Origin of the sequence: Rhizobium sp. BR 249, from assembly GCF_047445895.1 — a bacterium.
Classification (GTDB): domain Bacteria; phylum Pseudomonadota; class Alphaproteobacteria; order Rhizobiales; family Rhizobiaceae; genus Rhizobium.
The window spans coordinates 1-15,075 of sequence record NZ_JARWKX010000030.1 but is presented as its reverse complement, the minus strand read 5'-3'; the positions used below and the strand labels follow the sequence as shown (position 1 = coordinate 15,075).

The 15,075-nt window shown below is 62.7% G+C and carries 14 protein-coding genes and 2 pseudogenes; 5 read left to right on the top strand and 11 right to left on the bottom strand.

The window, feature by feature from the left end; translation table 11 throughout:
• Window positions 1-72 precede the first annotated feature (72 nt).
• From QD408_RS23335 to QD408_RS23325, 3 genes are read left to right on the top strand one after another with little or no spacing between them, the layout of a single operon-like run.
• Window positions 73-1,023 (top strand): ABC transporter permease, encoded by a 951-nt coding sequence (locus tag QD408_RS23335; RefSeq protein WP_088681489.1) that lies wholly within the window; start codon window positions 73-75, stop codon window positions 1,021-1,023.
• Window positions 1,020-1,874: an ABC transporter permease gene (locus QD408_RS23330; RefSeq protein ID WP_088681488.1), complete on the top strand. Its 855-nt coding sequence runs from the start codon at window positions 1,020-1,022 to the stop codon at window positions 1,872-1,874. Before QD408_RS23335 ends, QD408_RS23330 begins: the two co-directional genes overlap by 4 nt.
• Window positions 1,874-3,529, top strand: coding sequence for an ABC transporter ATP-binding protein (locus QD408_RS23325; RefSeq protein ID WP_414140919.1), 1,656 nt, complete (start codon window positions 1,874-1,876; stop codon window positions 3,527-3,529). The genes QD408_RS23330 and QD408_RS23325 overlap by 1 nt, the downstream gene beginning before the upstream one ends.
• Before the next feature lie 74 nt (window positions 3,530-3,603).
• On the opposite strand, the gene QD408_RS23320 is transcribed toward QD408_RS23325, so the two are convergent.
• Window positions 3,604-3,918: an EthD family reductase gene (locus QD408_RS23320; protein WP_414140918.1), complete on the bottom strand. Its 315-nt coding sequence runs from the start codon at window positions 3,916-3,918 to the stop codon at window positions 3,604-3,606.
• 125 nt (window positions 3,919-4,043) lie between these two features.
• Window positions 4,044-4,520 carry an Lrp/AsnC family transcriptional regulator gene (locus QD408_RS23315; RefSeq protein ID WP_008532606.1) on the bottom strand — a complete coding sequence of 159 codons (477 nt, stop codon included), beginning with the start codon at window positions 4,518-4,520 and terminating at the stop codon, window positions 4,044-4,046.
• A gap of 219 nt (window positions 4,521-4,739) precedes the next feature.
• Between QD408_RS23315 and QD408_RS23310 the strand changes: the two genes are divergently transcribed.
• A complete protein-coding gene (locus QD408_RS23310) occupies window positions 4,740-6,065 on the top strand; it encodes an NAD(P)/FAD-dependent oxidoreductase (RefSeq protein ID WP_414140917.1) in 1,326 nt (441 codons plus the stop codon).
• A gap of 109 nt (window positions 6,066-6,174) precedes the next feature.
• Here QD408_RS23310 and QD408_RS23305 read toward each other — a convergent pair.
• The 9 genes and pseudogenes from QD408_RS23305 to QD408_RS23265 form a co-directional block, all read right to left on the bottom strand.
• Window positions 6,175-7,151 (bottom strand): annotated as a pseudogene (locus QD408_RS23305) (L,D-transpeptidase family protein).
• Window positions 7,152-7,193: 42 nt separating this feature from the next.
• On the bottom strand, window positions 7,194-8,216 hold the full coding sequence (gene ftsZ, locus QD408_RS23300) for a cell division protein FtsZ (RefSeq protein WP_088681588.1): 1,023 nt from the start codon (window positions 8,214-8,216) through the stop codon (window positions 7,194-7,196).
• A 132-nt stretch (window positions 8,217-8,348) separates the two neighbouring features.
• Entirely contained in the window at window positions 8,349-9,335 is a 987-nt protein-coding gene (locus QD408_RS23295) for a sugar kinase (protein ID WP_414140916.1), read from the bottom strand.
• An 18-nt stretch (window positions 9,336-9,353) separates the two neighbouring features.
• On the bottom strand, window positions 9,354-10,169 hold the full coding sequence (locus QD408_RS23290) for a carbohydrate ABC transporter permease (protein WP_033183241.1): 816 nt from the start codon (window positions 10,167-10,169) through the stop codon (window positions 9,354-9,356).
• Window positions 10,169-11,107 (bottom strand): carbohydrate ABC transporter permease, encoded by a 939-nt coding sequence (locus QD408_RS23285; RefSeq protein WP_414140915.1) that lies wholly within the window; start codon window positions 11,105-11,107, stop codon window positions 10,169-10,171. Before QD408_RS23285 ends, QD408_RS23290 begins: the two co-directional genes overlap by 1 nt.
• Window positions 11,107-12,435 carry an ABC transporter substrate-binding protein gene (locus QD408_RS23280; RefSeq protein WP_088681482.1) on the bottom strand — a complete coding sequence of 443 codons (1,329 nt, stop codon included), beginning with the start codon at window positions 12,433-12,435 and terminating at the stop codon, window positions 11,107-11,109. Before QD408_RS23280 ends, QD408_RS23285 begins: the two co-directional genes overlap by 1 nt.
• 59 nt (window positions 12,436-12,494) lie before the next feature.
• The gene (locus tag QD408_RS23275; protein WP_190237407.1) at window positions 12,495-13,172 is read right to left on the bottom strand and encodes a GntR family transcriptional regulator; all 678 of its coding nucleotides are present in this window, start codon (window positions 13,170-13,172) and stop codon (window positions 12,495-12,497) included.
• 7 nt (window positions 13,173-13,179) lie between these two features.
• Window positions 13,180-14,064: a dihydrodipicolinate synthase family protein gene (locus QD408_RS23270; RefSeq protein WP_414140913.1), complete on the bottom strand. Its 885-nt coding sequence runs from the start codon at window positions 14,062-14,064 to the stop codon at window positions 13,180-13,182.
• A gap of 586 nt (window positions 14,065-14,650) precedes the next feature.
• Window positions 14,651-14,848: pseudogene (locus QD408_RS23265) on the bottom strand (ISAs1 family transposase); the annotation flags it as partial.
• A gap of 74 nt (window positions 14,849-14,922) precedes the next feature.
• Between QD408_RS23265 and QD408_RS23260 the strand changes: the two are divergent.
• Window positions 14,923-15,075 (top strand): transposase (locus tag QD408_RS23260; protein WP_414140949.1); only part of this gene is annotated, 153 nt, incomplete at its 3' end.

Below are 15,075 nucleotides of genomic sequence, written 5' to 3'. Positions count from 1 at the left end.
GGACTGAATTTGTCCCCGGCCCGCCTTCCCCTGCGTTATAATCCTCAGCCGAATGCCGAAGGGAGCGCGCGCATGAATAAAGAGGTGCTGTCCCTCATATCGAACCGGTTGCTCATCGCCCTGGTCACACTGGTGATCGTCTCCTTCGCCGTGTTTTTCGCCACGACCATGCTGCCCGGCGATACGGCGACGATCCTGCTCGGGCAGGCGGCGACGCCGGAAGCCGTCGAAGGCCTGCGCAAGGCCATGCATCTGGACCAGCCGGCTATCCTGCGCTTCCTTCACTGGCTCGCCGGCCTGCTTTCGGGCGATCTCGGCACGTCCTATGCCAACGACATGCCGATCAGCCAGCTGATCGGCGGCCGCTTCGTCAATACGCTGAAGCTCGCAGGCGTGACCGCGCTGTTCTCAGTGCCGATCGCGCTGACGCTCGGCATCACCGCCGCCATGCTGCGCGGCTCGGTCTACGACCGGATCGTGACGATCCTGACGATCGGCGTCATATCCGTGCCGGAATTCATGGTGGCGACCTCGGCGGTGCTGGTTTTTGCCGTCTATCTCCGTTGGCTGCCGGCACTGTCGCTTGCCAATGAAGTCCACTCGCTTGCCGATATGCTGCGCGTTTACGCCATGCCCGTCATCACGCTGACCTTCGTTGTCTCAGCGCAGATGATCCGCATGACCCGCGCCGCGGTCGTTGAAACGCTGAGCACGCCCTATGTCGAGATGGCTCTTTTGAAAGGCGCGTCGCGGACCCGCATCGTGCTGCGGCACGCGCTTCCCAACGCGCTTGGCCCGATCGTCAACGCGATCGCGCTGTCGCTCTCCTATCTGCTCGGCGGAGTGATCATCGTCGAAACCATCTTCAACTATCCCGGCATCGCCAAACTGATGGTCGATGCGGTCGCCACGCGCGACCTGCCGCTGATCCAGAGCTGCGCGATGATCTTCTGCCTCGGCTACCTGATCCTGATCACGCTTGCCGACATTATCGCCATTCTTTCCAATCCGAGGCTGCGATGACATCCGATATCCAACAACGGCCCGCCGCCACGCGCCGGCTCGGCTACCGCTTCAACCCAGTCGGGCTGGTCGGGCTTGCCGTCATCCTCTTCTGGGCCTTCATCGCGATCTTCGCGCATCTGCTCATCCCCTACCCCGTCGGCGAGATCGTCGATACCGATTATTTCGGCCCGATCTCCCAGCAATTCTGGATGGGCTCGGATTATCTCGGCCGCGACGTGTTCTCGCGCATTCTGATGGGCGCGCGCTACACAGTCGGCATCTCGCTCGCGGCGGTGACGATCGCCTGCTTCAGCGGCGTCGTGCTCGGCATGATCGCGGCCGTCGCCGGCGGCTGGCTCGATACCCTGCTTTCGCGCTTCCTCGATGCGATGAATTCCATCCCGGGCAAGCTCTTCGGCCTCGTCGTGGTCGCGGCCGTGGGATCGTCGATCCCGGTGCTGATCCTGACGCTTTCGGTGATTTACATACCGGGCTCCTATCGTTTCGCCCGGGCGCTCGCCGTCAACGTCAATTCGATGGATTTCATCACCGTCGCCCGCATTCGCGGCGAAAACACCCTTTATCTGATCCGCTCGGAAATCCTGCCCAATATCGTCGGTCCGGTGCTGGCCGATCTCGGGCTGCGCTTCGTCTTCATCGTTCTCCTGCTCTCCGGCCTCTCCTTCCTGGGGCTCGGCGTGCAGCCACCCTATGCGGACTGGGGTGCGCTCGTTCGCGAAAACATCGGCGGCCTGCCTTTCGGGGCTCCCGCCGTCATGTTCCCGTCGCTTGCGATCGCCAGCCTCACGATCAGCGTGAATCTGCTGATCGACAACCTGCCGCAGAAAATCCGCGATCGGAGCGAGTGATGACCAATCTCGTCGAAATCCGCGACCTCCGCGTCGAAGCCACCACCGATTCCGGCCGCCGCGTCGAAATTATCCGGGGCGTCAGCCTCGATATCGCCGAGGGCGAGATCGTCGCGCTGATCGGCGAAAGCGGCTCTGGCAAGACGACGATCGCGCTCACCCTGATGGGCCATTGCCGGCCTGGCTGCCGCATTTCGGGCGGCAGCGTTTCGCTCGACGGCCAGGATATGGTCGGACTTACCGAAAAGCAGCGCGCCAGGCTGCGCGGCACCGAGGTTGCCTATGTCCCGCAATCGGCCGCCGCCGCCTTCAACCCAGCCATCACGATCATGGATCAGGTGATCGAGGTCACGCGCATCCACGGCCTGATGTCGGCCGACGAAGCGAGAAGCCGTGCGGTCGAACTCTTCCGGGCGCTTTCCCTGCCCGAACCCGAGATCATCGGCACACGCTATCCCCACCAGGTCTCAGGCGGCCAGTTGCAGCGCCTTTCGGCAGCGATGGCGCTGATCGGCGACCCCAAGCTGATGATCTTCGACGAGCCGACGACGGCGCTCGACGTGACGACGCAGATCGAAGTGCTGCGCGCTTTCAAATCGGCGATGAAGAAGGGCGGCATTTCAGGCGTCTACGTCTCGCATGATCTTGCCGTCGTCGCCCAGATCGCCGACCGAATCGTCGTGCTGAAGGGCGGCGAGGTCCAGGAGACCGGGACGACGGAAGAAATCCTCACCGCGGCAAAACATCCCTATACCCGCGAGCTGCTGGCCGCCTTCGAGCCGAAGGCGCGCAATTCCGAAATCGATGGCGAGGCTCTGCCGGCGCCGCTCTTGACGATCGAGGACGTCGTGGCCGGCTACGGCCAGCGCCAGGCCGACGGCCGGCCGCTGGTCTGCGCCGTCCAGCAGGTGAGCCTCAAGGTCGAGAAAGGCCGCAATCTCGGCATTATCGGCGAATCCGGCTGCGGCAAGTCGACCCTTGCCCGCACCATCGCCGGCATCCTGCCCGCCGCCTTCGGCAAGATCGTCTTCGACGGCAAGGAACTCGGCCACAGCGCCCGCGAACGCTCGCGCGATCAGCTGCGCCAGATGCAGATCGTCTTCCAATATGCCGATACGGCGCTCAACCCGGCAAAATCGGTCGAGGATATCCTCGACCGGCCGCTCGTCTTCTACCACGGCATGGCGGCCAAGGCGCGCAGCGCCCGCATCGACGAATTGATGGACATGGTCCGCCTGCCGCGCAGCCTTCGCCATCGCCGGCCGGGAGAGCTTTCAGGCGGGCAGAAACAGCGCGTGAATTTCGCCCGCGCGCTCGCCGCCGATCCGAAACTGATCCTCTGCGACGAGATCACCTCGGCTCTGGACACGGTCGTCGCCGCCGCCGTGATCGATCTGCTCAAGGAATTGCAGCGCGAACTCGGCCTCTCCTACATCTTCATCAGCCACGATCTTTCGGTGGTCGAGGCGATCTGCGACGAGATCGTCGTGATGTATGACGGCAGGAAGGTCGAGGAAATCACGCCCGAGAAGATCAAGGCGGCGCAGCACCCCTACTCCCAGCTACTGTTCTCCTCGGTGCCGAAGCTCGATCCGGCCTGGCTCGACGGGCTGACGCAGGATCCGGAACTGGTGCGCGCCTATAGCAGGGGCTAGGACCGGCGCTGCCGTACTCTCAACACTACGCCGATCATGGAAAGTTCGACGGCTACGCCCGACGAGCCAAACCCCTAGCCTTCAACGATTTCGCTGATCTGTACGATGGGCGCGATGTCCGTATAGTTGGCGACGTCCGCGGCGATCTCCGCGCGGTGGGGACCAAGCGCCTCCTGGAATGTCGTCAGACTCGGCGAGTAGACGTGGCACGCCGCGACGAACTCCGGCGCGCTTCCAGATTCGCGTCCCGCAAGGCCCTTATCGATCTCGTAGCGCAGGCAGGCATCGCCGAGCCGTTTCTGGATCAGTGGCATGTGGTGGGTACGGTAGTAGTCGTGATCGAACTTCGAGCCGCCATCGGCCGGATAGTAGACGCTCATCTTGATCATGGTCGGGCTCCTGCCTGAACGCCTCTCCGAGCGTCCGAGGGGATTTTCTAGGTCACCGACTCATACAGCGCAACCAGATTTTGGCTAAAGCGAGTTTGGCGAGAGCAAGGTCGTTTTCGCTGAACCTAGAGCGGAAACAGGCTCGTCAGCGGCATATGCGCCCTGACGATCGGCGATTTCAGCACGACGAAGCTGAAATATTTGTCGATGCCGACGTCCATATCCGTGAGGCGCTCCATGATCGTCTGGTATTCACCGATCCCCGAGGTGACGAATTTGACGAGATAGTCGTAGCCGCCGGAAACGAGATGGCATTCGATGACCTGCTCGACCTTTTCGATCGCCGCGAGGAAGCGGGCAAAATCGATCTGCCGGTGGTTCTTCAGGGTGATTTCGGTAAAGACGGTCAGCGTCTGGCCAAGCTTGCCGACGTTGATCTGGGCCGAATAACCTTCGATATAACCTTCCGCCTGCAGCTTCTTCACGCGCATCAGGCACGGGCTCGGGGAGAGCGCCACGAGATCGGCCAGTTCCACATTGGTGATGCGCCCATTCTTCTGCAGTTCGTGGAGGATCTTGACGTCGATTCGATCGAGTTTCACGAAGCACCTATTCGGGTTACAGCAGATTATGCTGTCCAACAGCTTTCATCGAAGGTAACACATTGCCCCTGCCTGTCTATTTCGTTTTGCGAGCTGCTGCGAAGCACAAGCCTCTGTGCACTTCCCGCAAGACGGCATGTTGTGCTGCCGGCCGGCCGAACTCCGGCAACGCAGCATCCGCAATTCTCGCTAGATTACGCCGTAAACGGAGAATACCCCATGCCGGCACCGCTGAAACTCGTTGAGTCACCCTTGAAGCTTCCCGCGGCTGCCGATGCCGTGGTGATCGGCGGCGGCATCATCGGTGTCTTCACGGCATATTATATGGCGCTTCGCGGCCTCAAGGTCGTTCTCGTCGAGAAGGGCCGGATCGGCGCGGAACAGTCGAGCCGGAACTGGGGCTGGTGCCGCCAGCAGAACCGCGATGCGCGGGAGCTGCCGATGGCGACGAAGAGCCTCGATCTCTGGGAGCGTTTTTCGGCAGAGTCCGGCGAAGAGACCGGCTTTCGCCGCTGCGGGCTCTTCTATCTGAGCAACAGCGAGGAAGAACTGGCCGGCTGGGCGCGCTGGCGCGACTTTGCCCGCACGGCCGGCGTCACCACCCATATGCTCGACGGCGCGGAGGCAACCGAGCGCGGCCGTGCGACGGGCAAAGCCTGGAAGGGCGGCGTCTTTTCCCCGACCGACGGGACGGCCGATCCGGCGAGTGCCGCTCCGGCCGTGGCGCGCGCGATCCTGAAACTTGGCGGCACGGTGCGTCAATCCTGTGCCGCCCGCGGCATCGAGACCCAAGGCGGGCGTCTTTCCGCCGTCGTCACCGAGCACGGCACCATTCGCACCCGCATCGCGGTTCTCGCCGGCGGCGCCTGGGCCTCCTCCTTCTGCCATCAGCTCGACATCCGCTTTCCCCAGGCGTCTATCCGTTCGTCGATCCTTTCGGTTTCGGCGCCTGCCGCCGCGCTGCCGGATGCCCTGCACACCTCCGCCGTCTCCGCCACGCGCCGCGGCGACGGCGGTTACACGCTCGCCATCAGCGGCGGCGGCCGCGTCGACCTGACGCCGCAGCAATTCCGCTACGCGCCGCAGTTTCTGCCGATGTTCATCCGGCGCTGGCGCAGCCTCGCGCCCGGTGGATTGGAGGGCGCAAGGTCCGGCCACGAGACCTTGCGGCGGTGGCGGCTGGACGCGCCGACACCGATGGAACGCATGCGCATTCTAGATCCGAAGGTCGATCGGCCGACGATCGAGCGCACCCACGCGCGCGCCCTTGAGCTTCTGCCCGATCTCAGGACCACGCAGATCACCGCCGCCTGGGCCGGTTATGTCGACAGCACGCCGGACGGCGTGCCCGGGATCGGCGAAATCACCTCGATCCCCGGCTTCATCCTCGCCGCCGGCTTCAGCGGCCATGGCTTCGGCATCGGCCCCGGTGCCGGCCATCTGATCGCCGATATCGTCAGCGGCGACGCACCGATCGTCGATCCCAAGCCCTATCACCCCGACCGGTTCAAGAGATCGGCCTGGGGCAAAGTCGCTGATTTTTAAAGCATGTCGCGCAAAAGTGTGCAGCGGTTTTGCGGCGACGACATGCGTAAAACAAGGACCTAAAGCGCAAGGAGCGAATCTGAAAGATCGCGACGCGCTTTAGTCCGGATCAGTCGGTGAATTTGACCACGACACCCGGCTTCACCATCCCGGCAAGCTCTTCGGCATCCCAGTTGGTCAGGCGGACGCAGCCATGCGAAGCCACCTTGTCGATCAGTTCGGGATCGGGCGTGCCATGAATGCCGTAGGTCGGCTCGGTCAGATCGATCCAAACGCTGCCGACCGGCCCGTTCGGTCCCTTGGGGATCGTCAGGACCTTGTTGTTTTTGCCCTGTTTGAAATTCACCTTCGGATCATATCGGTAGACCGGCATCCGCGCGACGCCTTTGACCTTATGCGTGCCGCTGGGTGAAGGATTGTCTTTGCTGCCGACCGTTGCCGGATAGGCCGCAAGCAGCGCGCCGTCGTTGCCATAGGCAGCACCTGCCCGCTCCTGCCGTTCACCTCGATGCGCTTGACTTTTCCCTCTCTCGGCGCGCCCGTCGCCACGACTTGGATGGTCTTGCCCGGCGCAAAATCCGAAGCGGGATTGAGCGCCTTCATCAGGTCGATATCCATATGGAAGCGCTCGGACAGCTTCTCGGCCACGCTGGTATAGCCCATGCTCGCCATCTCCGCCTTTTCCCCGTAATCTTCGGGGATACGGTCGACGAGACCGGCGGCATCCTCCTCTGTGATGACGTAGCTTGCGACGATGGGCGCGCCGTTTTCCAGCCGGCCGATCACCTCCGGGTCCAGTTTTCCATTGGAGGGGAGCTTGTTCATCGCCTCGAAGCCGGCCAAGGCCTTGCCGACATTCTCACCATAGAGGCCGTCGATCACGCCGGGAGAGGAGCCCGCACGGTCGAGAAGCACCTGCAGGCGCACGATCGCCGGGTCAGGGTCCGGCGACGGTTTCTGCGGACGCTCGGCTGCGAGCGAAGCAAGGGAGGCCGTGTTGACGGCCTCCGGCGACAGCTCCAGCGCATCCGCCGTGTCGAAGGAGAAAAGCAAAGCCAGCGTTGCGACCGATATGACAGTTTTCATGAACCATCAAATGATCGCCGATGCTAGTTGTTCCACAAGGCTTTACTGCAAAATGCGCGGCACCTGCACGCCTTCCGGGGCGACGCCCGGCATGGCGTCATAGGCATGGCCTTCCAGGCCGGTTGCCACGACCGAGACACGGAACCTGCCGTCGAGGCCACGGTCGAAGATTGCGCCGACGACGATTTCGGCGTCCGCCTGGACTTCGTCGCGAATACGGCTCGCCGCCTCGTCGACTTCGAACAGCGTCATGTCGGAGCCGCCCGAAATCGAAATCAGCACGCCCTTGGCGCCCTTCATCGAGAGATCGTCGAGGAGCGGGTTTGCGATTGCCCCCTCCGCCGCCTTCATCGCACGGCTTTCGCCCGAGGCTTCGCCCGTGCCCATCATGGCCCGGCCCATGCCGCGCATCACCGATTTCACATCGGCGAAATCGAGGTTGATCAGGCCTTCCTTGACGATGAGATCGGTAATGCAGCCGACACCGGAATAGAGCACACGGTCGGCGGTCATGAAGGCATCGGCGAAGGTGGTTTTCGCGTCGGCGATGCGGAAGAGGTTCTGGTTCGGAATGACGATGACGGTATCGGCCGCCTGTCGCAGCGCCTCGATGCCGACCTCGGCCGTCCGCATGCGGCGGTTGCCTTCGAAGGAAAACGGCTTGGTGACGACGCCGACCGTCAGGATGCCCGCGTCGCGGGCAGCGCGGGCGATCACCGCTGCCGCACCCGTTCCCGTGCCGCCGCCCATGCCGGCGGTGACGAAGCACATATGCGAGCCGCTCAGGTGATCCATGATCTCGTCGAGCGATTCCTCGGCGGCCGCACGGCCGACTTCCGGCAGCGAACCCGCGCCGAGCCCTTCGGTCACCTGTGCCCCGAGCTGAATGCGCCGGGAGGCCTTCGACGTCGCCAGCACCTGCGCATCCGTGTTTGCGGCGATGAATTCGACGCCGGCCAGATTTTCCGCGATCATGTTGTTGATCGCATTTCCGCCGCCGCCACCGACGCCAATGACGGTGATATGCGGCCGCAGCCCCACAATGCTGCTCTTGGCGTCCGTCATCATATGCTCCTTATGCCCCATGGATGTTCCGTCTTCGCCCGTGACGAATCAATCGTCACATTAAGAACATAAAAAGGCGGCGGCAGGGCGAAAGAATTTGGCTGCGGCGGAGTTTGGCCGGCTGTGTGTGGATTATCGGGCACGGTCCTGCGTGCCGGCCTCAACCGCCCTGGCGTCCCAATCCCGCAGCGCAGCGCACACCTCGGCTCTGGTCGGCGCGCCGGTGCGGCCGCCGAAGACCTGGCATTTGAGCGCCGCCGCCATGGACGACAACCGCATCGTCTCTTCGATCGGCATGCCTTCCGCGACGGCGAGCGCGAAGGCGCCGTGGAAGATATCGCCGGCCGCGAGCGTATCGACGGCCCTGATCCGCGGTGCGGCGAGGTGGTGGATTTTGCCGGTCTGCTCGTCGAACCAGAAGCAGCCGTTTTCGCCTGCGGTGACGCTGACGAAGGCCTGCTCGAACTTTCGCTTCAACAGGCGGACGAGTTCCACGGGATCGGTCGTTCCGGCGAGCCGCTCGGCGGCCGGCTGCGAGAAGACGATGTGGCTTGCCGCCGGCGCCAGCAGCTCGATCACACCATCGCCCGCGACATCGCCGTCGAGAATGGCCGGTTTGCCCGCCCCTCTCGCCGCCGACAGCGCCGCCAGCGCGAGCTTTGGCCATCGCACGTCGACGAGCACCGCATCGAAGGACGAGACCTCCCGCTCCGTGACCGGCTTGACCGTATCGTGCAGCCGCGCATCGTAGAAAGGCACGATCAGCCGCTCGCCCTCGTCATCGATGAGGATTGTCGAGACGGCCGAGCGGGCGCCCTGCACAACCGCCATGCCGCTCGTATCTATGCCGCTCGCGCTGAGATCCGCGATGATGCGTTCGCCCGCGGCATCGTCGCCGACCGCACCCCAGAGGCTGGCTTGGCCGCCGAGGCGGGCGACGGCGAATGCCGCGCTCGACGCCATGCCTTCGGCGACCTGCAGCATCTCGTAGGGCAGGATCTTGCCCTGGCCGGTGGGCAGCGAGCGCACGCGGAACAGCGTATCCAGCACCGCCGCGCCGACTGAGAGCACGCGGCACGCAGGACCGGGAGGCGGCTCGAAGGCGGAAGAAGCCATCAAAATCTCTGCCTCACCTGCTCACTTGACGGCGCCTGCCGTCAGGCCCGCCACGATCTGCCGCTGCGCAAACACCGTCAGGATCAGCACCGGCAAGGTGACGATCAATGCGGCGGCCGCAAGCGGCCCCCAGCTGACCTGTTCGAAAGACAGCATGTTGTAGACGGCGACGGGGAGTGTTCGCGTCTCGCGGCTGGCGAGCACGATGCCGAAGACGAAGTTGTTCCAGGAGAAGATCACCGACAGGATGAAGGCGACGACGATGCCGGGCCTCGCGATCGGCAGGGCGACCAGGCGGAAGACCTGCCATGGCGTCGCGCCGTCGATGCTTGCCGCCTCTTCGAGTTCCATCGGCGTCGTTTCGAAATAGCCGATCATGATCCACACGACGATCGGCACGGTGACGACGAGATGGATGATGATCTGCGGCATCAGCGTGCCGAGCAGGTTCAGCCACTGGAACAGCAGGAAGAGTGGGATCAGGAAGGAAAGGCCGGGCGTCATGCGCGCGATCATGATGACCATCGCGGATTTCTCCGCCTTCAGCCGCGCGATGCCATAGCCGGCCGGCACGCCGATCAGGAGCGCCAGAAGCGTGGCCGCCCCCGTCACCAGCACCGAATTCCAGAGATAGAGGAAGAAGTTGTTCTCCTCGAAGACCTTCAGATAGTTCGACCAGGCGAAACGTTCCGGGATGAAGATCGGCGGATAGGCGCCGTTGTCGATCTCGTATTTCAGCGACAGCGAGATCATCCAGAGAAAGAACAGCACGACCGGCGAGATCATCACCAGCGCGACGAACAGCAGTCCGATGCGATCGAGCGTCTTGCGCTTCATCAGCGTGCCTCCCCGTCGGACCAGTTCACGCGCTGCCGGATCATCATCAGGACGAAGGAGAGCAGCACGATGAGGATGAAGAAGACGACCGCCATGGCCGAGCCGTAGCCGATGTCGTAATAGGCGAAGGCGGTGTTGTAGAGATAGATGTTGATCGTTTCCGACGCAGTGCCGGGCCCACCCTGGGTCATGGCATAGATGATGTCGAAGCTCTTCACCGCATCGATGCTGCGGATGATCACCGCGATCATCAGGAACGGCGCGATCATCGGCAGCGTGAGATAGCGGAATTTCTGCCAGACATTGGCGCCGTCGATCTCAGCGCTCTCGTAAGGCTCGCGCGGGACGGCCGCCAGGCCCCCGAGCACGATCAGCATGACGAGCGGCGTCCACTGCCAGCTTTCGACCAGCACCAGCGATGGAATGACGCTGCTCTGATTGTAGATCCACTCCTGCGGGCCGATGCCGACGAAGGAGAGGAGATAATTGAGCACGCCGAGCTGCGGATGGTACATCATGGTCCAGACGAGCGCGATGGCGACCGGGGTCGCCATCATCGGCATCACGAATATGCCTCGAATGAGACCGCGCAGCGGGAACCGGGCATCGAAGATCAGTGCGGCGAGCGTCCCCAGGAAAAGGGGAACCACCACGGAGAGCGTCGTATAGAGCACCGTATGCCACAGTGACTCCCAGAAGCGCATGTCGGTCGCGAGTCGGATATAATTGTCCAGCCCCGCAAAGACCTGCGACTGACCGAGCGTCCAGCTGTTGACGCTCATCCACACCGTAAACACCCATGGAAAGACGATGACGGCTGATATGACGATGAGCGCCGGGATGACGAAGGGCCAGTAGTTGGGAGCAAACCTGTCCGGTTTGCTCCTTCCTTTCAGCGCCTTGGCCACTGCGGCCGTTTCGATGCCTGCCGAGGCCATTATCCCTCGCTCTTCGCCAGGACGGGTTCGAACTGTGCCGTCGCCGTCTTCAGTTCGGTTTCAGGATCGGCGCCGCCGATCATGTTGGTGAGGCCGACGCCATAGATGTCGCGGAACTCGGTGACCGGAATGATGACCGGCAGCGCGAGCTTGGAAATCTTGCCCGAGCCGACGACCGCATCCAGCCATGCGGCCGGCATCTTGACGCCTTCGCGGACCTTCGCATCCTCGAGCACCGACTGGCGGAAAGGAACGCCGGCGCCGGCCTGCAGCAGGCGTGCGCCCATTTCATGCGAAATCGCCCATTGGCAGAAGAGATAGGCGGCTTCCTTCTTCTGGCTGGCCGCGACGACGCCGAGACCGTCGCCGAAGGTACCGGCGGCCTGTGCCTTCGGGCCCTTCGGCATGATGCCGTAACCGACCTGGCCGACGACGCGCGATTTTTCCGGATTTTCGATCGGCGGCGCGAAGCCGACGCCATCGAGCCACATGCCGATCTTGCCCTGCAGGAAGGCCGACTGCGCCTCGGCCCAGTTGAAGCCGGAGACGCCGGGAGGGGCGGTCTTGGTCATCAGCTTCTGGTAAAGCTTGGCCGCATCGACCGCTTCCGGCGAGGTCGTGCGCAGCTTGCCGTCGGGGCCGAGCGGGCTCGAATCATAGCCGAGCAGCAGCGATGTCCAGACTGGCGTATTGGCGTTCTTCAGGCCGCGGGCGACGAAGCCATAGGTGTTGGTCGAAGGATCGGTCAGCGCTTCGGCCGCACTTGCCAGTTCGTCGAAGCTCGTGGGATAGGCAAGCCCCTTCTTCTCGAACAGCGCCTTGTTCCAGTAGATGATCCAGTAATCGACCGAGAAGGGAAGAGAGCGCAGAACGCCGTCGCCATCCTTGGCGAAAGCGAGGCCGGCTTCGGCGAAATCGCTTTCGGTGAGCGACGGGTCGGTCAGCGAGGCGTCCTTGAGGAAGCCGCTGATATCGGCAAGCCAGCCGCCCTTTTCGAACTGCCGCTTCTGGACATGGTAGCTCATGTGCACGACATCGAAGCTTGGCTTGCCGGAGCTGAGCTCGATCGTCGTCTTCTGGCGCTGCTGCTGCTCGGGCGTCGCTTCGGCATTGACCTTGATGCCGGTGAGCGCCTCGAATTCAGGCAGGTATTTCAGAAGGATTTCGCTGCGCGGGCTCTTGACCAGGTTGACTTCGAGCGTCGTGCCGGTGAAGCGCTTCCAGTCGACGGCGGCCGATGCGGCGCGCATGCCGAGCATGCTGCTCGCCCCAAGCGCGGCCGTGCCCGCCAGAAATCCTCTGCGCGTCGGATTGAAGAATGATGGCATGTGAGTTCCTCCTCCTTTATGTGCCGGCGATCTCCTCATCGCCGGCCGATTATTCCCGATTATATCCTCAGCGCACGATCCCTTGCACCGTTGATGTGTGCGACAAGGCTGTTGACGGCGTCCTCCGCCGATCGTCGTTCGATCGCCTCGAGAACCTTCAGATGCTCGCCCATGACAGGCCCGACATGGCCCTCGATGCGGAAACGGTCCTGGCTGATCAGGCGCATCTTGATCGAGTTCACGCGGTAGGCGTTCGAGATGATGGTGTTTCCAAGCGCATCGATAAAGGCGTCGTGCATGCCCCAGTCGACGGCCTGCGCGCGCAGTTCCAGCTCATGCGATCCGTCGCCGCTGCGAATGGCATCGGCGATATCCCGATGCTGCTTCAGGAGTTTCGCGATCGTCTCGTCCGAGGCGGACCTGGTAAACAGCGCCACGGCTTCCTTCTCCAGGAACACGCGCAGCTGGAAGGCCTCGCGAATGAGGTTGAGATCGATGTGGGCGATCTGCAGACCCCGCTGCGGCACGGTCTTGATCAGCCCTTCAGCTTCGAGCCGGGGGATGAGCTCGCGGATGGCGCCGAGCGGCAGGCCCGTCAGCTCGACGAGCCGGCGCTGGGAAACGAACTGGCCGGGGCGCACGTCACGCGCAAGAAGATGGCGCGTGAAGCTCGCATACGCCTTTTCCCGCAGTGTCGGCTGCTCCTCCGTTTCCTCCATCGCCTCCCCCACGAACATGGCTGACCTATGCGGCTTTCGAGCGGAAAAGATGATCGAAAGCCAGGGCGAGCTGCGCCCGCGCTTCACCCGAGATCGAAATGAGCGGCGGACGCACCGCAATCCACGTCTCCTCCGACGTGGTGCGCGCGATCATCGCCTTCACCGCCGGGATGACGGGATGTTTCAGCAGTTCCACCACCATATTCTCGATGCGGACGTCGTCCTTGCCCTCTTCGGCCAGCGGCCTGAGTTCGCGAGGCGCGAAATTCGCCATGCCCGAGATCGCGCCCTGGCCGCCGAGTCGCACGGCTTTGGCGAGGTGCCGTTCGTCGCCCACCAGGATGATGAGATCGTTATGCGCCTTCAGCAGGCTTTCGGTATAGGGCCAGTCGCCGGAGGAATCCTTGACGCCGGTGACGATATTGGGAAAAGCGGCCTTGAGACGGCCGATCAGCGACACCGTCAGCGGAACCATGGTCACCGACGGAAGATTGTAGACGATGATATCGCGCGCCTTGTCGCCCAGCAGGGCGAAGACGGCGGAAAACCACTGGAAGACGCCGTCATCGCTGACATTCTTGAAATAGGACGGCGGGGCAAGAAGGATATTGCGGGCGCCGAGCGAAAGGGCCTGACCGGCCTGCGTCGCCGCATCTTCCGCGGCATCGACCAACACGCCGGCGATGATGTTGCCAGGCGCAATGCCGGCATCGAGAAAGGCAGACAGCACGCGCTCCCGTTCCCCGTTGCCGATCGAAGAACCTTCACCCGTCGTCCCGAACAGCGTCACGCTGGAGCATCCGGCAGCAAGGCACCGCCGCGCCTGCGCGATCATCACCTCGATCGCAATATTGCCGTTCTCATGGAACGGCGTGGCGAGGGCGACGGAAAGCCCGAATTTTGATGTCAACTTCATTCCTCCCAGCTAACGGGTCAGGTGTAGCAGACTGACATGTTAGTTGTAAAGGGATTCGTTACCATCTCCATGGGTCGGCAATTGGACCCGCCCCTCCACAATGTCCTTTTGCACTTCCAAAGCGGTTGCATAGCACCTGAATCGATGTCCCCGAACATACTAAGGTCAAGTGGGTATTTTGGTTGGGCGAGGCAGGGTTGATGTCGTAGGTATGCGGCGCCACGGCTGATATTTGCCGTGCGCGAGTGCAGCGGCTTGAGCGGCCGTGATTTCTCCGGTCGGACGCTACACGGAATGCCGGCCTGCGCTCAGAGTTCGTCCATGAAGGAGCTCAGCGCCGCTGCCGCGTCTTCGGGACGAAGTGTGGTCCTGATCTCGGACAGCCCGCGCAAAACTTCCCGCGCGGAGCCGGGCCGGGAAACAGCGAACACGGCGGCTAGAGGATATTCACCTTCTCAGGGTCGCAGATGGAGAATCCGGTCGGTTCCGAGAGAACTAGTTCGGCCCAGGAGAGCGAACGCGCAGGCATTTAGTGACGATTTCGGCTGCCCCGGACCCGTGTCAGGGGAATCGCTTCAGGTTAATTTATTGCTTGGGTGATGAGCTTTTCGAGATAGTCGTCGTTGAGGTTTGCCTTTTTTCGCCGGACTTTGAGGCTGTGCTTGTCGTTTGGATTTCTGACGAGGTTCATGGCGATGTGTTTGACGAGAGCCATGTTCTGGGGTCCGGAAGCGGTTCGCAGTCTCGAGAGGTCGTCGTGAAAAATGACGTCTAGGACCAATCGACATTCAGGATTCCCAAATCAGTTGATCACTGATTCATAGAGTACCCGTGTGACGCACGGAGGCCTTGATGGCGGTGAAGCGATACGAGTTGAACGAGTCGCAATGGTCGAGAATTGCGCCTTTGCTGCCTGGCAAGGCGGGCGATCCAGGCAGGACGGGAGCAGACAACCGGTTGTTTGTGAACGGCTGTTTGTGGGTGTTGCGCTCGGGGGCACATCAT